Genomic DNA, 18,226 nt, shown 5'->3' with positions numbered 1-18,226 from the left:
ACGCGGCCGCGGGGAATGCGGCGCGTGAATCGAACCGCGAATCGGGGGAGGCCACGATGTATCCGAAGGTGAAGCCGGCACTGGCACGGGCCTGGCGGGATCTGCAGACGGTGCAATTCGGTGTGACGCCCGCCCATGCGGTGGTGCTCGGGCCGGTGGACACGGCGACGGGCTCCCTCCTGGACCTGATCGACGGGACGCGGGGCATGGAGCTGCTCCGGTCGGAGGGCAGGGCGATGGGGCTCCCGGACGGCCGGGTCGACGAGGTGGTGCGGAGGCTGGCGGCGGCCGGGCTGCTCGACGACGCCACCGCGGGCGGCCCCCGCGCCCAGGCGGTGCGGGACCGGCCGGAGGCCCTCGAGCGGCTCGGCCCGGACCTGGGGTCGCTGTCCCTGGTCCGCCCCCGGCCGGGCGGGGACCTACAGGGTGTCGCCGCCCGGCGGGTGATACGGGTTCAGGTGCGCGGGAGCGGCAGGGTGGGCGCGGTGATCGCCTCGGTCCTGGCGGGAGCGGGCATCGGCCGGGTCGAGGTGCTCGACGGGGGCCGCACGGAGCCCGCGGACGTGGCGCCCGGCGGCCTGGGCTCCGGCAGTGTGGGACGGCTGCGCGCCGAGGCCGCGCGGACGGCGGTCCGGGAGGCCGCCCCCGGGCGCGGGCCGCGGACCGGCGAGAGCGGGGGCCCGGAGCCGGGGCTCGCCCTGGTGGTGGTCGCACCCCGCGACGGCCTGCAGTCCTGGGCCCCCGATCCGCAGACGGCCGCCGACTGGGTCGCCACCGGCACCCCCCACTTGTACGCGGGGGTCCTGGAGGGCACCGGGCTGGTGGGGCCGCTGGTCCTGCCCGGAGCCACCGCGTGCGCCGGCTGCATGGAGCGCGACCGGATCGACCGGGACCCGGCCTGGCCGCGCATGCTGGTCCAGTGGCGCTCGGCCCACCGCCGGCGCACCACCGCCGCCTGCGACCTGGGCCTGTCCACCGCAGTGGCCGGCCTGGCCGCGGCCCATGCCCTGTCCTTCCTCGACGGCGAACTCCCCGGCGCCACGGCCACCCGCTGGGAGGCCGCCCTCCCGACCCTCCACTGGCAGTCCACCCCGGTGCATCCGCATCCGGACTGCCCGTGCGGGGCGGCGGCGGTCGCGACGGCTCAGGGGGTGGGGGCGTGAGGGGGCTGTGGGGGAAGCGCGGCAGTCCTCTCCTCGACGACCTGGAAGTACCGTGCGATGCGGGGCTCGACCGACGGGACCACAGGGACGAGATCGCGGAGATTGACGAGCAGCGCGCGCAGCTGCCCCGGAAGAGGAGCGTCTTCCAGGAACTCCGCGAGGCGTTGCTCGGCTTGTCCCCAATCCGACTTCAGGCAGTGGGCGAGCAGCAGGACGTCCGCTTCGAGCACACCCGGCACTCCGGCATCAGGAGAGCTCCGCAGCTCCAGAGCACGCTCCAGATGTCGGTCGCGCTCCGGATGCCGGAGCACGGCCCGGACCACGGCCATCTCGTAGTGCGTCCACGCATCATCGGGGTCGAGTGCGATGGAGCGGGTGAGGTCGGAGAGCGCCTCGTCGTAGTGGCCGAGCAGACGGTGGACCAGTCCGCGGGCCGTGAGCGTGGAGGCACTGTCGGGCAGGAGCTCGACCGCCTGGTCGTAGTCGGCCAAGGCCTCCTCGTGCGCGCCCAGCATGCGGCGGCAGTCGCCCCGGCGCCTGATGCCCCAGCCCTTGTCGGAGCTGAGCTCCTGGAGGCGGTCGTAGTCCGCGAGGGCCTGCTCGAATCCGCCTTGCTTCACCCACGTCATCGCGCGCAGCAGAAACACCAACGGCTCTTCAAGTCCGAGGGCGAGGGCGCGACCGAAGTTGCTCAAGGCCTCGTCGTATCGCTCCAGCGACAGGAAGACCTGCCCACGGCCGGTGTGGGCCCAGCCATAGCCTTGATCGAGTTCGATCGCCCGGTCGTAGCCTGCCAACGCATCGTCGAAGTCCTCCATTTGATAGTGGAGATCCGCTTTCCAGGAAGCAGTCGCGGCCTTGTCGGGCCTCAGCTCGACGGCGCGCGTGAAGTCGGCCAGGGCCGCCTGGTAGTTCCGCAGCTTCCGGCGAAGGAGGCCCCGACGGATGAAGGCCCAGTCGTTGTCCGGGGCGAGCTCGATGGCTTGCGCGTAGTCGTCGAACGCTTCCTCGTCGCGCCCCAGCGACTCGAACGTGACCGCCCGGTCCACCAAGATCGCGGCAGCATCGGGTGGTTGGGCAGAGAGAACCCGCGTAAGGTCGGCCAGCGATTCCTCGTACCGGGCCGCTGCCCGATAGGTGACTCCGCGGCGGGCGAGGAACCTCAGATCGTCCGGGAACAGCGTGAGGGCACGGTCGAAGTCGGAGAGTGCCTCCTCGTACCGGCCCAACCAGTCGCGCAACACCCCGCGGTTGAACAGGCTCTGAGCATCGTTCGGGCCGAGTTCTATGGCCCGTGTGTAGTCCGCGATCGCCTCGTGATCGTTGCCCGTGAGCTGCAGGCTGAGTGCCCGCCCGGAGTAGGCACGCTGGAGAAGGGGGTTCAGTGCGAGGGCGTGGGTGTAGTCGGCCCTGGCCTTCTCGTGCTGCTCACCGATCTGATGGGCCCAGCCTCTCGAGGTCAGGGCGGCGGCCCGGCCCTCGGCGTCGAAACCCGCTCCGGCGAGGAGCAGGGTCAGCGTGGTGATGCCCGGCTCGGATCCGTCGAGGGCCGCGCGGAGGTCTTCGGACCAGCCGGTCAGGGTCGGGGAGTCGGTGTCGCGGGCCGCCGCGGTCAGGGTCGTGACCCAGCGGTGGAGGGTGGGGATGGCGTGGTCGTAGGCGTCGACCAGGTCGCGGAGGACGGGCGGGAGGGCTGTGCGGGGGTCGGCGCAGAGGCGGTGGTAGGCCTCCTGGAGGCGGTGGGCGCGCCAGGTCTCGTCCGACCACCAGCCCTCGGCCGGGGCCGTCGCCTCCTCCAGGTGCTCGCGGCGCCGCCGCATCGCATCGGCCAGCCGGGTGTGGAGCTGCTCCCAGCGGATCGGGGACTGCCTGCGCTGGAGGCGGAGCATCGCGTCGCGGACCACCTCGTGGTAGCGGCAGTGGCCCGAGCGGTCGGTGACGAAGGGCATCGAGCGGAGCCAGCCGAAGAGTTCGGCCGCCTCCTCCTCGACGGCCGCCCGGTAGACGTCCTCGTCCAGCTCCTGCGGGAACGCGCAGGCCAGGGCCGCAGCGCGGTGTGCCGGGTCGGGCACCCACTTGAGGAACCGCGCGACGGCGGCGCCGCTGGGGTCCCCGATCTCCTCCACCTCCTCCACCGTGCCCGGCTGTGTCTCGGCCAGGGTGGAGACCAGGACCGGAAGGCGGCCCGACAGGCGCAGGATCACCTCGACGACCCGCTCGTCGGTGACTCCCTTCCCGGTGAGGAGGCCGCGTGCCTCGGTCTCGGTGAAGACCTCCAGCGGCCAGTCGGTGACCAGGTCGTGCCAGTCCTCCCAGGTGCGGGCGGCCAGCTTCGACTGGCCGGCCAGGACGACCAGCACGTTCGCGGGGAACTCCCCGTGGCGTTCGCTGCCGAGCACCTCGCGGAGCCAGGTGTCCAGCAGGGGGCCGGTGCGTTCGTAGGTGTCGAGGAACAGCACGATCCACGGGTGCTTGCGGGCGACTTCGGCGAGTTCCTGGAGGAACACCGGGGTCAGCGCGTCCAGTGGGGAGAGGACCAGTTCGACGTCACCGTGGTTGCGCAGGCGGGTGCTGAGGAGGGCCTTGACCCGGTCCGCACCGGCGGCGACCTGGTTCGGGTCCACTGCTCCGGTGAAGGCGCCGACTCCCGGGATCATGCCGAGTCCGGCGAGGCCCAGTTGCGAGGCGATCACGCTGGACGAAGAGGGCGGCGGGGCGACCCCCGCTGCCGGGTCGGTGCCCGTCGCGGCGGTGAGGAGTCCCGCGTCGGCCTCGTGCCGGCGCTGGCGGTAGGTGGCCAGCAGCTTGTCGAAGCCCTTCAGCGGCAGGCCCTGCTGGGCGAACTGGACGCTGATGACTTCCATCGTCTCGACGACGTCCGCGACCGACTCGTCCGCGTAGGCGGTGACCGCCCCGCCCTCGCGGGCGATGGTCTCCAGGTGTCGGACCAGGGTCGACTTGCCGACTCCCGCCGGCCCCCGGATGTGGAAGAGGAACTGCGCGGCCTCCTCCGGGGGCTGGCGCAGGGCGTCGCGGAAGGCGTTCACCTCGCTCTGCCGGCCGATGAAGCCGCCGGAACGGCGTCGCCGGATCAGCTCCTGCCTCGAAGGTCCCCGTCCCGCCATCCCCCAGCACCTCCACCACCCGAGCGCGGCCCGCCGTCCGTCCATGCTGGCCCACCGGGGCAGCCGCCGTCCGCCGACCGTTGGATTGCCCCCTCGCGCCGGGCTGGAGCCGCAGGGCATGCGGAGGGGGCGGGAGCCGGGGGTCATGACAGGATGCTTTTGGCCGGGAAGGCCTTCGGGGGACTCCCCCGGACCGCCGCTTGCGGCTCAGCTGTCTGGGAATTGGAGGGGCGCATGTCTGATCTTCCCCGGAAGGCGGTCACCCGTACCGTCAAGCTGGCCGCGCTGCCGCTCGGCATAGCGGGCCGGGCCACCTGGGGGCTCGGGAAGCGGATCGGCGGCAAGTCCGCGGAGATGGTGGCGCGCGAGCTCCAGCAGCGCACCGCCGAGCAGCTGTTCCGTGTGCTGGGAGAGCTGAAGGGGGGCGCCATGAAGTTCGGCCAGGCGCTCTCGGTCTTCGAGTCGGCGCTGCCGGAGGAGGTCGCCGGTCCCTACCGGGCCGCGCTGACGAAGCTCCAGGAGGCGGCCCCGCCGCTGCCCGCGGCCACCGTGCACCAGGTGCTGTCGGAGCGGCTCGGCGCGGACTGGCGGGAGCTGTTCGAGGAGTTCGAGGACAAGCCCGCGGCGGCGGCCTCGATCGGGCAGGTGCACCGGGCGGTGTGGCACGACGGCCGCCAGGTGGCGGTCAAGGTCCAGTACCCGGGGGCCGGCGAGGCCCTGCTGTCGGACCTGAAGCAGCTGAGCCGGTTCGCGGGGCTGCTGGGGCCGCTCATCCCGGGCATGGACATCAAGCCCCTGATCAAGGAGCTGCGCGACCGGGTCTCGGAGGAGCTGGACTACGAGCTGGAGGCCGAGGCCCAGCGGACGCACGCCGATGCCTTCGAGGGCGACGAGGACGTGGTCGTCCCGGACGTGGTGCACCAGGGCGACCAGGTGCTGGTGACCGACTGGATCGAGGGGACCCCGCTGTCGGAGGTGATAACCGACGGCACCCCGGAGGAGCGCGACCGCGCAGGACAGCTACTGGCCCGGTTCCTCTTCTCCGGCCCCGCGCGCACCGGGCTGCTGCACGCCGATCCGCACCCGGGCAACTTTCGGCTGATCTCCGGGGCGGACGGCCGGACGCGGCTGGGCGTACTGGACTTCGGGACGGTGGACCGGCTGCCGGGCGGCTGGCCCAAGCCCATCGGCCGGTCGCTGCGGATGGCGCTGGACGGTGATGCCGAGGGGGTCTACGGGCACCTGCGCGGGGAGGGCTTCGTACGCGAGTCCATCGAGCTGGAAGCCGATGCGGTGCTCGACTACCTGCGGCCGATGCTCGAACCGGCGGAGGCCGAGGAGTTCACCTTCACCCGGACCTGGCTCCGCGGCCAGGCCGCGCGGATCGCCGACCCCCGCTCCCCCGCACACCAGTTGGGCCGGCAGATCAATCTGCCGCCCTCCTACCTGCTGATCCACCGGGTGACGCTGAGCACCATAGGGGTGCTGTGTCAGCTGGGCTCGACGGTCAGGCTCCGCGAGGAACTCGACTCCTGGCTGCCGGGGTTCCTGCCCGAAGAGGGCTGAGCCGGTCCCGGGCCGGCGCTCACCACCAGGCGGAGTCGAGGCGGCCTTCGATGGCGCGGAGGTTCGCACGCGCGCAGTCGACGCAGAAGTACTCTCTGGTCCCGTTCTCCACGGAGCAGGTCCAGGTGGGCGGGGGGCCGGCCGGGGCCTGGGCGCCGCAGCGCGCGCAGACGACGGGCGGGGCCTCGGTTCCCGGCGGTGCCGGGCGGGGAGTCGGCTGGTCCACCTCCAGACGATATCCCCGCGGGGCCGGTGGGCGGTCCGCAACGCACCGGAGGGACCGGCCCGTTCGGGCCGGTCCCTCCGGTGGTTTCTTCCGAGCCGTCTCCGGCTCTCTTAGTGCATGACGGCCATGGCCAGCGCGCGCCGGGCGCGCAGCGAGACGCGCTCGGCTCGACGCTGCATGCGCCGCGCGGCGACCAGGCGTACGGCGCGACGCTCGGCGTCGACCTCACGCATGCGGTCGTCCATATGGGCACGAGCCAGGGCTTCTGGGATGAGTTGCATTTCGCGGGTCCTGTTCTGACGCGAGGTGATCGCGCCGGCGGTGATGAAGTCTGCGGTGGCGGAGCCGTGCGGCTGCTCGCTCGTGGTGGCGTGGGGGGACATGGGGGCCTGCTTCAGGGGGTCGTGCGTCAGGGGGCGGTCGATGGTTCCGTTGGCGGTCATGCCGCGACAACCGGGTTCTTGCGCGGACGGCCACGGGGACGCTTCCGGGCGACGACGACACCCTGGACGAAGAGCTCGCCTCCCCAGACACCCCAGGGCTCGCGGCGCTCCAGCGCACCGGCGAGGCAGGCCTCGACCAGCGGGCAGGTGCCGCAGAGGGACTTCGCGTACTCGACGTCGGCCGGGGACTCGGCGAAGAAGACCTCGGGGTCGTAGGTACGGCAGGCGACGGGCACGCCGAGGTTCTCGATGGCGTCGTCGAGCGCGGTCAGCGCGGTGAGGGGAGTCAAGGTGGAGCCTTCCGGGACTGCGGGCGGGGAGAGGGTCTGGGTCTTCGGTACGGACGGGGCGTGCGCTTCGAGTTGCACGGTGGTTTCTTCCTCGTCTTGTTCGTCTAGTCGTTCCGGCCGGTCGGCCGGGGGCGGCTGGGGTACCTCGCCCCTTCGGTCCGTCGTCCCCGTTCGGGGACAAACAGAAGGGCCGCGGATCCCGGGTGGGGTTCCGCGGCCCTGAAGGCGCCGGTCTGATCGTCAGATCAGACTGGATCACTCCAGGGTTCGAGCCCGCGGTAGGCCCACATCAGGTGGTGCTGCTTCTTCGTCTGCGTCTTCTGGGATCCGGCGCCGGCGGCGGCCGCAAAGGCATAGGCGCCATGCGCCTGAGCTTCTGCTGCCAGTACTGCCACCGGTGCCTTGGTCGGTCGCTCATTGCGCTCGCTGACCAGCAGCGAGACGGGGGCGGCGGGCCGGACGGGGCTGTCGGCGCAAATCGCAGACAGACCGGTGACCGGCAGACCGGTACCCGTGAGGGCAAGGAGCGTGGAGGAGCCGAGCGTGCAGGAAGCGGCGACCGAGCGATCGGTCATTTTGGTGGTGGTGATGAAGCTGGTCACTGGTCTCGCCTCCTCTCGGCGTCTCGGGGACTTCGGCCCGGAGGCCTGATCCCATGCGTATTCGGATAAGTACAGCACGGATCAGGGGCTTCGGAGAAGCCACCGTTTCCGTTGCTAAGAACCTATGGGGCTTCGCTGGGCATGTGCAAACTATTTTTCCGACGAGTTTCTACGCGTCGTCAGGATCTTCCGTCCCAGGCTCCTCACCTGCACAGATGGCCAGCACATCGGCTCCGTACCGCTCGAGCTTCCGGGCACCCACGCCGGAGATCATCGAGAGCTCTCCCTCCTGCGAGGGCGCGGCCTCCGCGATGGCCATCAGCGTCTTGTCCGTGAAGACGCAGTAGCCGGGCATCCCCTGCTCCTTCGCCTGGACGGCGCGCCAGTCGCGCAGCCGCTCGTAGAGCCCTTCGTCCATGTCCGAAGGGCAGTCGTCGCAGCGCATCAGTTTCAGCTCGCCGGCGTCGGTCAGCGTCTTGCGGCAGACCCGGCACACGGCCGGGCCGCGGCGGCCCCGCTTGCGTGCCCCGGGGTCGAGCGGACCGCCCGGCCTGCTTCCCGGCGCCAGGGAGCCCGGCCTCAGCCCGTTCAGGAAGCGGCTGGGGCGCCGGGCCCCCCGGCCGCCCGGAGTCCGGGAGAGGGCCCAGGAGAGCGTCAGGTGGTGCCGGGCGCGGGTGACGCCGACATAGAGCAGCCGGCGTTCCTCCTCGACCTGCTCGTCGGTCTTCGCATAGGTGATCGGGATCATGCCGTCGGTCAGGCCCACGAGGAACACGGCGTCCCACTCCAGGCCCTTCGCGGCGTGCAGCGAGGCGAGGGTGACGCCCTGGACGGTCGGGGCGTGCTGGGCGGCCTTGCGCTCGTCCAGCTCGACCGTCAGGTCGGCCAGGGTCGCGGACGGCCGGCTGCGGGCGAAGTCCTCGGCGAGCCGGACCAGCGCGGCCAGCGATTCCCACTGGTCGCGGACGGCACCGGAGCCGGCGGGCGGTTCGCTGCTCCAGCCGGTGGAGCTGAGCACGGCGCGGACCTGGGACCCGAGCTCCACGACGTCGTCCAGCAGCCGGTCGTTGCCCCCGGAGCGGGCGGCTCCGCGCAGGGCGAGGATCGCCTTCTGGACCTCGGCGCGCTCGAAGAAGCGCTCGGCTCCGCGCAGCTGGTAGGGGACTCCGGCGTCGGCGAGGGCCTGCTCGTAGACCTCGGACTGGGCGTTGATCCGGTAGAGCACGGCGATCTCCCCCGCCGGGACCCCGGCGGCGATGAGGTCCCGGACCCGGTGGGCGATGCCCTCGGCCTCGGCGGGCTCGTCGGTGTACTCGGCGTAGACCGGGTCGGGGCCGGTCTCGCGCTGGGAGACCAGCTCCAGGCGGTGCTCGGCGGCGCGGCCCTTGGCCTGGGCGAGGAGCCCGTTGGCGAGGTGGACCACCTGGGGGGTGGAGCGGTAGTCGCGGACCAGCTTGACCAGGGTGGCCTGCGGGTACTTGGTGCGGAAGTTCAGCAGGTGGTCGGGGGTGGCGCCGGTGAAGGAGTAGATCGTCTGGCTGGCGTCGCCGACCACGCAGAGGCTGTCGCGCTCGCCGAGCCAGAGGTCCAGCAGCCGCTGCTGGAGCGGGCTGACGTCCTGGTACTCGTCGACGACGAAGTGCTGGTACTGGGTGCGGATCTGTTCGGCGATGTCGTGGCGGTCCTGCAGGATGCCGACGGTGAGGAGCAGCACGTCCTCGAAGTCGATCATGCCGCGGTCACGCTTGAGCTGCTCGTACGTCCCGTAGATCTGGGCGATCTCGGCGAGGTCCCGGGGGGCCTCGCGGCCGGCCTTGCGGGCGGCCGCCGGATAGTCGGCGGGGACCGTCTGGGTGACCTTCGCCCACTCGATCTCGCCGGTGACGTCGCGCAGCTCGCCCCGGTCCAGGCGGATGCGGCAGCGCGCGCCCGCCTCGGCGACGAACTGGATCTTGCGCTCCAGCAGCCGGGGTACGTCGCCGCCGACCGCCTTGGGCCAGAAGTACTGGAGCTGGCGCAGGGCGGCGGAGTGGAAGGTCCGCGCCTGCACCCCGCCCGCGCCCAGCTCGCGCAGGCGGCCGCGCATCTCGCCCGCGGCGCGGTTGGTGAACGTGACGGCCAGCACGCTCGCCGGCATCAGCTGGCCGGAACGGACCCCGTAGGCGATGCGGTGGGTGATCGCCCGGGTCTTGCCCGTGCCGGCGCCCGCGAGCACGCACACCGGCCCGCGCAGGGTCGTCGCGACCTCGCGCTGCTCCGGGTCCAGGCCCAGGAGCACCGCGTCGGCCGAGTCGGCGCCGGGCGTGATGGATGAGGAGTGCGTTGCTGATGTCACCCTGCCATGCTGCCAGGTCTCGTGAGGGGGGCGGGAAACTTGTCCACAGGCCCGCACCACCGGTCGTACCGGTGCGAAATGCGGGGTCCGGGAATGGCCGCGCGGTCCCGTGCGTTCGAGTACTCGGACCACCGAGCCTTCACAGAGGAGAGCGCAGCATGCAGGACACGGGCACCGTCACGATGTACAGCACGACCTGGTGCGGCTACTGCAACCGGCTGAAGAAGCAGCTGGACCGGGAGGGCATCGCGTACACCGAGATCAACATCGAGCTCGACCCCGAGTCCGCGGCGTTCGTGGAGAAGGCGAACGGCGGAAACCAGACGGTTCCCACCGTCCTCGTCACCTCCTCCGCGGGCAACGAGTCGGTCATGACGAACCCGAGCCTGGCCCAGGTCAAGCAGGCCCTCGCCGTCTGATGTGCTGAACTCCACGCACGGAAAGCCCCCGCCCCGGCGGGGGCTTCTGCGTTGCACGGGAGGCCGTCAACTGGCCTGTTAGCGTGGCCCCTTGATCACATTGGTCAAGGGGGAGGAAGCACATACGTGAGTACGACCGTGTTCCGCATCGGCGGGGATCTTGAACTGCGCGGGAGCGCTTCCGGGGCCGTGCGGGAGCAGGCATGAGCCAGTACAACGTGCCCGTGGGGGAAGCCGCGGTACGCGGGCCCCGCCACCTCTTCCGCAATCCGGCCGGGCCGGCCCTGGTCGCCCAGTCGCTGATCGCCACCTCGGCCCTCACCGACGTCTACGTCATCGCGACCGGCGGCAAGGACTCGCCCTGGCTCGCGGAGGAGATGGTCCCGTTCCCGGCCGTGCTCCAGGTGGCGTGCTGGATCTCGTTCCTCTTCTGGTTCCGACGCGTCCGCGGCAACGCCGAGGTGCTCGCCCCGGGCAGCCACGCGTACGCCCCCGGCTTCGCCCTCGGCGCCTGGGTCATCCCGCTCGCCATGTGGTGGGTGCCGCGTCGCATCACCCTCGACATCCACCGGGCGGGCGGCCCGCCCCGCGACGCCTGGCTGATCAACGCCTGGTGGTTCGTCTGGCTCCTCGACGGCCCGATCTCGGTCGCCTTCCACCTCCTGGTGCTCGGCCGGACGGACTACCGCAACCCGGTCGACGAGAGCCTCAACATCCTGTGCGCGCTCCTCGCGCTCGCGGTCATCCGCCGGCTGACCGCCGCGCAGCCGGCCGGGCCCCTGCCGTACCTGAACATGACCTGACGAAGCTCCGACGGGCAACGACGGACACCGGCGCGGGCCCACCGTCCTAACGGGGGCCCACGCCGGTGCAGCCGAAGGGGCGGGCGGGGCCGGTCAGCCGGTTGCGACCGGCTTCGGGAGGGGCTTGCCGTACCAGAGCTCGACCAGGCGGGCCGCGATGGAGATGCCCGCCGGCGGGAGGACCTCGCCGGCCTCGATCGCCGTACGCAGGTCGTCGCGGGAGAACCAGCGGGCCTCCTGGATCTCGTCGCCGTCGACCGTGATGTCGAAGGTGACGGCGCGCGCCGTGAAGCCCAGCATCAGGCTGTACGGGAACGGCCAGGGCTGGCTGGCGATGTAGTCGACCTCGCCGACCCTGACGCCCGCCTCCTCCCAGACCTCGCGGATGACGGACTGCTCGATCGACTCGCCCGGTTCCACGAACCCGGCGAGGGTGGAGAAGCGGCCCTCCGGCCAGTGCACCTGGCGGCCCAGCAGCGCGCGGTCCTGGTCGTCCGTGACCAGCATGATCACCGCCGGGTCGGTCCGCGGGTAGTGCTCGGCCCCGCAGCCCGGGCAGCGGCGGATGTGCCCGGCCGCGGCGACCACCGTGCGCTCGCCGCAGCGGGAGCAGAAGCGGTGCATGCGCTGCCAGTTCTCCAGCGCCACCGCGTGCACCATCAGCCCGGCGTCCCGTGCGGAGAGCAGCATTCCGGCCTCGCGCAGGCCGGCCGGGCGGGCCGACTGGTCCATGCGGCCGGGCAGCGAGTCCTTCTGCAGCGCGAAGTACCGTACGCCGTCCTCGTCGGTCCCCAGGAAGTACCGGTGGGTCTCGGTGACCGGGGCCTCGAAGGCCGGGGTCATCACGATCTCGGTGCCGCCGTCGGGGGTGTCGTCGATCAGGACCTGGCCGCCCGAGACGACGAAGACGCGGGTGCTGGGGTGGCTCCAGGCCGCGGCGAGCCACGCCTCGTCGAGGCGGTGGTGCGCGGCGCGGTCGATTCCGCTGGGCGCGGCCAGCGAGATCGGACGCTCGGACTCGGTATGGGTGCTCACAGGTACTTCCAACTCCCCCGGTGGTGGGACACAGGCAGGCTCAGCAGGACGGACGGGTGTGCGGTGGCGGTGGTGGCGGGTGGGGCGTGCTCAAGCGGACGCCGGCTTCCAGTGGGCGGCCAGGTCGCCCCAGAGGTAGGCGGCCGTCTCGACCCCCTTGGTGAGCAGGTCGAGCTCGACCTTCTCGTTCGGCGAGTGCCAGCCGTCGGAGGGTACGGAGATCCCGAGGAACAGGACGGGGGCGTTCAGCACGTCCTGGAGGTCGGCCGCCGGGCCCGAACCGCCTTCGCGGGTGAAGCGGACCTTCTGGCCGAAGGCCCGGCTCATGGCGCGGACGACCGACTGCAGGGCCGGGTGGTCCAGCGGCGTCAGGCACGGCCGGGTCGGCGCCCCGAAGGTGATGGAATGCCGGATTCCGGCCGGGACGCGCTCCGTGACCCAGGCCGTGACGGCCGTCTCGACCTCGTACGGGTCCTGCCCGGAGACCAGGCGGAACGACAGCTTCAGGTGCGCCGAGGCGGGCACGATGGTCTTGCCGCCGGGGCCCTGGTAGCCGCCGCCGATGCCGTTGACCTCGGCGGTCGGGCGCGCCCAGACGCGCTCCAGGGTGGAGTAGCCGGCCTCGCCCGAAGCCGCGTACGACTTGGCCGTACGGAGCCACTCGGCCTCGTCGAAGGGGAGCTCGGCGATCAGCGCGCGCTCCGCGTCCGTGAGCTCGGCGATGTTGTCGTAGAAGCCGGGGATCGTGACCCGCTCGTCCGCGTCGTGCAGGGCCGCGACGAGGCGGGCGGCGACGGTGGCCGGATTCGGCACGGCGCCGCCGAAGGCACCCGAGTGGATGTCCTGGTCGGGTCCGAACAGGTCGATCTCGCAGTCGGCGACGCCGCGCATGCCGGTGCAGACGGTGGGAGTGGTCTCGGACCACATGCCGGTGTCGGAGACGATCACGACGTCGGCGGCGAGGCGGGCCGCCTCGCGCTCCACGAGGGCGCGGAAGTGCGGGGAACCGGACTCCTCCTCGCCCTCGATCAGCAGCTTGAGGTGCACGGCGGGGGCGGACGCGCCGGTCGCGGCGAGGTGGGCCCGGACCCCGAGGGTGTGGAAGAAGACCTGACCCTTGTCGTCGGCGGCGCCGCGCCCGTACATCCGGCCGTCCTTGATCACCGGCTCGAACGGGTCGGTGTGCCAGCCGTCGGCGAGGGCGGCGGGCTGCACGTCGTGGTGCCCGTAGACGAGGACGGTGGGGGCGGCCGGGTCCTCGCTCGGCCATTCGGCGAAGACGGCGGGGGCGCCGGCCGTCTGCCAGACCTCGGTGACCGGGAAACCGGTCTCCTTGAGCTTCGCGGCCAGCCAGTCGGCGCTGCGCCGTACGTCGTCCGCGTGCTCGGGCTGGGCCGAGACGGAGGGAATGCGGAGCCAGTCGGCGAGGTCGTCGAGGAAGGCCGCGCGGTGGGTGTCGATGTACGTGCGGACGACGCTGTCCGCCGGGGTGTCGCTCATGGCCACGAGCCTAGCCGTCCGTTCGATGGTCGCTTTCCGTGTCCGTTTTGCCTTGGAGGATCCGCTCAAGACGAGCACGGTCGGGGAGGTTGCGGGGGCGGATGACGCGGCCGCTGCGGACGTGCAGGAACACTGCCGTGACCTTGTCGAGGGGGGTGTTCGTGGCCTCCGCCCAGGCCAGGCGGTAGACGGCCAGCTGGAGCGGGTCGGCCTCGGTGGTGCGGCCGGTCTTCCAGTCGACGATCTCGTAGGCGGGGCCATCGGGGTCATCGGGGGCGCCGTCGGTGGCTGCGGTCCGGTAGACGGCGTCGATCCGGCCGCGGATCACCCGGCCGGCGAGGGTCAGCTGGACCGGGACCTCCATGCGGTACGGGGTCCGGTCGGCGTACGGGCTGCGCTCGAAGGCCGCCTTGAGGGAGTCGAGGTCGGCCTCGTCGGCGATGTCCTGGTCGGAACCGTCGCCTCCCGGAGGCTGGGCTCCGGGGAGGTCCGTGAGGGGGTCGAGGACGTCGAGGTGGGGCAGCGGCAGCTCGTCGAACCGGGACTCCACCCAGGCGTGGAACCGGGTGCCCTGGCGGGCGGCGGGCTGCGGGGGCTTGGGCATGGGGCGGGCGAGGTCGCGTACGAAGCCCTGCTCGTCGGAGGCGAGGCGCAGCAGCTGGCTGGCGGAGAGCGCGGACGGGAGCTCCACGTCGCGGACGGCCTCGCGGGCACGGCGGAGCTCGCCCTCCAGGGCGTCGAGGTCCCGGTCCCAGGAGGCGATGGCCCGTGCGTCCTCGGGGGTGAGGGGGCCGGGGTCGGGGCCGGCCCCTGACCACGGGTCGCCGGTACGGCCGGGCTTCGCAGGGCGTCGGGGGTGGGACGCGTCCCGGCCGGCGTCCCCGGCTTCGTCCTCGGGCCACAGGGGGTCGGCGGGCGCGGACTGGCTCGGGCCGGCTTCGTCCTCGGGCCACAGGGAGTCGGCGCCGGGCGCGGCGGGGCGCGGGCGCGGCCTGGGCTCGGCCCAGGTGCCGTCCTCCGGCCACAGGGGGTCGGCGGGCGCGGACTGGCTCGGGCCGGGTTCGGGCCGGTACCCGGCGTCCGGCCACAGGTCGTCCGGGGGCGGTGGGGCTTCTTCTTCCCCCACCCCGCCCCTTCCCGGAACCGGGGCTGTGCCCCGGACCCCCTGCGGGGTCCCGCCTGCGGCGGCGGGTACGGCCCGGCCCGCTCCGGCCCGCGGCCGGGCGGCCTCCGCGGCCGGTGTGTCAGCCGGGTCCGGCCAAGGGGCGTCCGCCATGGCCGCCCCGGCGGCCGGGTCCGGCCAGGGGAGGGGCGTATCCGCAGGCTCGTCGGCCGGGTCCGGCCAGGGGGCCGGGGGCTCCTCGTCGTAGGCGGGGTCTTCGCAGTGCGGGGGCCAGAGGTAGAGGTCCTCCGGGGAGGTCCGGTACTCCGGGTGGTCCGGGGTCCCCTGGTGGCCCGCGGCACCCGGGTGGCCGGGAGTTCCGGGGTAGCCCGCGGCACCCCGGTCGCCGGGAGTTCCGGGGTGGCCCGCTGCACCCCGGTCGCCGGGAGTTCCGGGGTAGCCCGCAGCACCCCGGTGGCCGGGAGTTCCGGGGTGGCCCGCGGCACCCCGGTGGCCGGGAGTTCCGGGGTGGCCCGCGGCGCCCCGGTCGCCCGGCGTCCGCCGGTGGCCGGGAGGCCCCGGATGGCCCGCGTCGTCCTCGTGGGGCGGGGTGGTCGGGGGGTGGAGGTAGGACTCGACCAGGGTGGCTGCCCGGCGGCGGAGGGTGAGGGAGGTGGGGTCCAGGGGGAGGGGCCAGGAGTGGTCCGGGGCGGCGTCCGTGGAGAGGGACGGGTTCTCCGCGTCGGGTGCCGGGGTGTCGGCCCAGACCTCGATCTCGCCGTGGCCCGCGGCGCAGTGTGCGTAGAGGGAGGTCAGGAACGTGGACGGGCCGCGCCGCTTCTTCTGCGTCGGGCCCCACCAGTGGCCGGAGGCCAGGAGGAGGGAGCGCGGGCGGGTGAAGGTGACGTAGCCGAGGCGGAGTTCCTCGACGGCCTTGTGGGACTTGAGGGCCGCTTTGAAGGCGCGCAGGCCCGGCGAGGTCCATTCCGGGGTGGGCGGGAGGGTCGGCGCGTCCCCGCGCAGGGCGTACGGGAGGACCTTCGGGTACGAGGTCCAGGCCTCCGGGGCCTTCTCCTTCGGGAAGGAGCCCGCGGAGAGGTCGGGGACCACGACCACGTCCCATTCCAGGCCCTTGGACTTGTGGGCAGTGAGGACCTTGACCGTGTTCTCGCCGCCGGGGAGGGCGTGGTCCAGGCCCTTCTCGTACTGGGCCGCCGTGCGCAGGAAGGCGAGGAAGGCGAGGAGGGAGGCCTCGCCGTCGAGGGAGGCGAAGCCGGCCGCCACGTCCATGAAGCTCGACAGGGTCTCCCGGCGGCGGGCCGCCAGCGCGTGCGGGGACGAGGCCAGCTCCACGTCGAGGCCGGTCGTCGACAGGACGCGGTGCAGGACGTCCATCAGCGGGTCCGAGAGGGAACGGCGCAGGTCGCGCAGTTCCTGGGCGAGGTGCGCGAAGCGGACCCGGGCGGCCGCCGAGAAGGGCAGCTGGTCGGGGGCGGACTGGCCCGCGCCGTCCAGGAAGGTCTCCAGGGCGTCGGCCAGCGACACGATCTCCGCCGGGTCCACGCCCTCCACGGCCGCCGCGAGGCGGTCGTCGTCGGAGGCGGAGGACGGGGCGCGGGAGATCAGGGTGCGGGCGCGGCGGCCCAGCAGGGCCAGGTCGCGGGCGCCGATCCGCCAGCGCGGCCCGATGAGCAGCCGGACGAGCGCGGCGTTGGCGCCCGGGTCCTGGAGGACCTCGCAGACGGCGACGAGGTCCGCGACCTCCGGGAGGTGCAGCAGCCCGGACAGGCCGACCACCTCGACGGGGACGTCCCGCTCGACCAGGGCCGCCTGGATCCGTGCGAAGTCGCCGCCCGAGCGGCACAGTACGGCGATCTCGCGCGGCTCCGTACCGGTGCGGACCAGGTGGGCGACGGAGTCGCCGATCCAGTCGAGCTCCTCGGCGTGGGTCTCCAGCAGGGCGCAGCGGACCGAGCCGTCGCGCTCCGCGCCCGGGGCGGGGCGCAGGGCCTCGACTCCCTCGTGCATGGCGCGCAGCGGGGCGGCGAGCTCGTTGGCCAGGTCCAGGAGGCGGCCGCCGCTGCGCCGGTTCTCGCTGAGGGAGAAGCGGGTGGCGGGGCGGCCGTCGGCGTAGGGGAAGTGCTCGGGGAAGTCGTCGAGGTTCGCCACCGAGGCGCCGCGCCAGCCGTAGATGGCCTGGCAGGGGTCGCCGACGGCGGTCACGGCGTGCCCGGTACCGCCGCCGAACAGCCCCGACAGGAGCAGCCGCTGCGCGACCGAGGTGTCCTGGTACTCGTCGAGCAGGACGACGCGGAACTCCTCGCGCAGCAGGGCGCCGACCTCGGGGCGGGTGGTGGCGAGCTGCGCGGAGAGGGCTATCTGGTCGCCGAAGTCGAGGAGGTCGCGGGAGCGTTTGGCCGCGCGGTAGCGGGAGACGAGTTCGAGGAGTTCGAGGCGGCCCCGGACGGTCTCCGGGACCTTGCGGAGGTCGTCGTTGCTCAGCTTCACGTCCGCGAGCGCGGAGAGGAGCTCCGTGTCGTACGCGCGCAGCCGGTCCGGCGGTACGAGGTGCTCGGAGAGCTCCCCGTCGAGCGCGAGCAGGTCGCTGACCAGGTCCGGAACGGATTTGGTGAGGGACGGGTAGGGGCCGGGGGCCTCGCGGAGCACGCGGGCGGCGAGCTGGAAGCGGGTGGCGTCGGCGAGCAGCCGGGAGCTGGGCTCCAGGCCGATGCGCAGGCCGTGGTCCTTGAGGAGCTGCCCGGCGAAGGCGTGGTACGTGGAGATGCGCGGCTCGCCGCCCGCGGAGCCGGCCTCGGCCGGGGAGGGGTCCGGATCGCTGATCCCGGCCCGTGCGAGGGCGGTCCGTACGCGCTCGGCCAGCTCGCCGGCGGCCTTGTTGGTGAAGGTCAGGCCGAGGACCTGTTCGGGCGCGACCGCGCCCGTGCCGACCAGCCAGACCACACGGGCGGCCATGACGGTGGTCTTGCCGGAGCCGGCTCCGGCCACGATGACCTGCGGGGCGGGCGGGGCGGTGACGCAGGCCATCTGTTCGGGCGTGAAGGGGATCCCCAGGAGCTCCTTGAGCTGCTCGGGATCGGTGAGGACCGGGGCCGGGGCCGGGGCCTGCGGCGCGCTTGCGGGCGGGGAGAGCGGCGGGGACGGCGGTACGGAGGGTCGTGCGGGCACATGAAAAGGCTAGCCGCCCGCTCCGACAGCGCGGTCCGGGGCGGGGCCCTGCGGCGGGGGCCGTGCCGGGGCCGGGAGCCCGCGCCCGGGGCCCGGAGGCCGCGTTGCCGCTGCGCGGGGCGGGGCGGGGCGGGGGGGGAAAGTCCCCTACCCGCCCTTCCACCGTTCCCCGGGCTCTGCCCGGACCCCGGTCCTCAAACGCCGGACAGGCTGAAAACTTCCCCGGCTCCGCCCGGACCCCGTCCCCGAACGCCGGACAGGCTGAAGGCTTGCCCGGCTCTGCCCGGGCCCCGTCCTCGAATGCCGGACGGGCTGAAGACTTCCCCACCTCCGCCCGGACCCCGTCCCCGAACACCGGACAGGCCGAAGGCTTGCCCAGCTCCGCCCCGGACCCCGTCCCCGAATGCCGGACGGGCTGAAGGCTTGCCCAG

13 protein-coding genes are annotated in these 18,226 nt (G+C 73.1%); 4 read left to right on the top strand and 9 right to left on the bottom strand.

Going from position 1 to position 18,226, the window contains the following annotated elements; genetic code table 11:
- Positions 1-56 precede the first annotated feature (56 nt).
- Positions 57-1,163, top strand: coding sequence for a TOMM precursor leader peptide-binding protein (locus ACZ60J_RS24095; RefSeq protein ID WP_469684790.1), 1,107 nt, complete (start codon positions 57-59; stop codon positions 1,161-1,163).
- Here the strand turns inward: ACZ60J_RS24095 and ACZ60J_RS24090 are convergent.
- Positions 1,145-4,288: a tetratricopeptide repeat protein gene (locus tag ACZ60J_RS24090; protein WP_469684788.1), complete on the bottom strand. Its 3,144-nt coding sequence runs from the start codon at positions 4,286-4,288 to the stop codon at positions 1,145-1,147. The two genes, ACZ60J_RS24095 and ACZ60J_RS24090, sit on opposite strands and share 19 nt — an antisense overlap.
- A gap of 234 nt (positions 4,289-4,522) precedes the next feature.
- On the opposite strand from ACZ60J_RS24090, the gene ACZ60J_RS24085 reads away from it, so the two are divergent.
- The gene (locus tag ACZ60J_RS24085) at positions 4,523-5,854 is read left to right on the top strand and encodes an ABC1 kinase family protein (RefSeq protein WP_469684787.1); all 1,332 of its coding nucleotides are present in this window, start codon (positions 4,523-4,525) and stop codon (positions 5,852-5,854) included.
- 19 nt (positions 5,855-5,873) lie between these two features.
- On the opposite strand, the gene ACZ60J_RS24080 is transcribed toward ACZ60J_RS24085, so the two are convergent.
- From ACZ60J_RS24080 to ACZ60J_RS24060, 5 genes are all read right to left on the bottom strand, one after another.
- Positions 5,874-6,080, bottom strand: coding sequence for a hypothetical protein (locus tag ACZ60J_RS24080; protein WP_469684785.1), 207 nt, complete (start codon positions 6,078-6,080; stop codon positions 5,874-5,876).
- Between the two features lie 110 nt (positions 6,081-6,190).
- The gene (locus ACZ60J_RS24075) at positions 6,191-6,523 is read right to left on the bottom strand and encodes a hypothetical protein (RefSeq protein WP_469684783.1); all 333 of its coding nucleotides are present in this window, start codon (positions 6,521-6,523) and stop codon (positions 6,191-6,193) included.
- Positions 6,520-6,891, bottom strand: a complete 372-nt coding sequence (locus tag ACZ60J_RS24070; protein WP_469684782.1) for a WhiB family transcriptional regulator — start codon at positions 6,889-6,891, stop codon at positions 6,520-6,522. The genes ACZ60J_RS24075 and ACZ60J_RS24070 overlap by 4 nt, the downstream gene beginning before the upstream one ends.
- Before the next feature lie 167 nt (positions 6,892-7,058).
- The gene (locus ACZ60J_RS24065; RefSeq protein ID WP_469684780.1) at positions 7,059-7,415 is read right to left on the bottom strand and encodes a hypothetical protein; all 357 of its coding nucleotides are present in this window, start codon (positions 7,413-7,415) and stop codon (positions 7,059-7,061) included.
- 169 nt (positions 7,416-7,584) lie between these two features.
- On the bottom strand, positions 7,585-9,750 hold the full coding sequence (locus ACZ60J_RS24060; protein WP_469684778.1) for an ATP-dependent DNA helicase UvrD2: 2,166 nt from the start codon (positions 9,748-9,750) through the stop codon (positions 7,585-7,587).
- A 158-nt stretch (positions 9,751-9,908) separates the two neighbouring features.
- Between ACZ60J_RS24060 and ACZ60J_RS24055 the strand changes: the two genes are divergently transcribed.
- Both ACZ60J_RS24055 and ACZ60J_RS24050 read left to right on the top strand, forming a co-directional pair.
- Complete coding sequence (locus ACZ60J_RS24055; RefSeq protein WP_382758295.1) at positions 9,909-10,169, top strand: mycoredoxin; 261 nt, start codon at positions 9,909-9,911, stop codon at positions 10,167-10,169.
- 203 nt (positions 10,170-10,372) lie between these two features.
- The gene (locus ACZ60J_RS24050; RefSeq protein ID WP_469684776.1) at positions 10,373-10,972 is read left to right on the top strand and encodes a DUF4328 domain-containing protein; all 600 of its coding nucleotides are present in this window, start codon (positions 10,373-10,375) and stop codon (positions 10,970-10,972) included.
- Positions 10,973-11,065: 93 nt separating this feature from the next.
- Here ACZ60J_RS24050 and nudC read toward each other — a convergent pair whose 3' ends face one another.
- From nudC to ACZ60J_RS24035, 3 genes are all read right to left on the bottom strand, one after another.
- Complete coding sequence (gene nudC / locus ACZ60J_RS24045) at positions 11,066-12,019, bottom strand: NAD(+) diphosphatase (RefSeq protein WP_469684775.1); 954 nt, start codon at positions 12,017-12,019, stop codon at positions 11,066-11,068.
- 78 nt (positions 12,020-12,097) lie between these two features.
- A complete protein-coding gene (locus tag ACZ60J_RS24040; RefSeq protein WP_469684773.1) occupies positions 12,098-13,507 on the bottom strand; it encodes a dipeptidase in 1,410 nt (469 codons plus the stop codon).
- Positions 13,508-13,517: 10 nt separating this feature from the next.
- Positions 13,518-17,681 (bottom strand): UvrD-helicase domain-containing protein, encoded by a 4,164-nt coding sequence (locus tag ACZ60J_RS24035; RefSeq protein ID WP_469684900.1) that lies wholly within the window; start codon positions 17,679-17,681, stop codon positions 13,518-13,520.
- Between the last annotated feature and the right edge of the window lie 545 nt (positions 17,682-18,226).

This window comes from Streptomyces sp. NPDC104226 (genome assembly GCF_055584085.1).
This window is presented reverse-complemented; position numbering and strand designations above follow the sequence as displayed.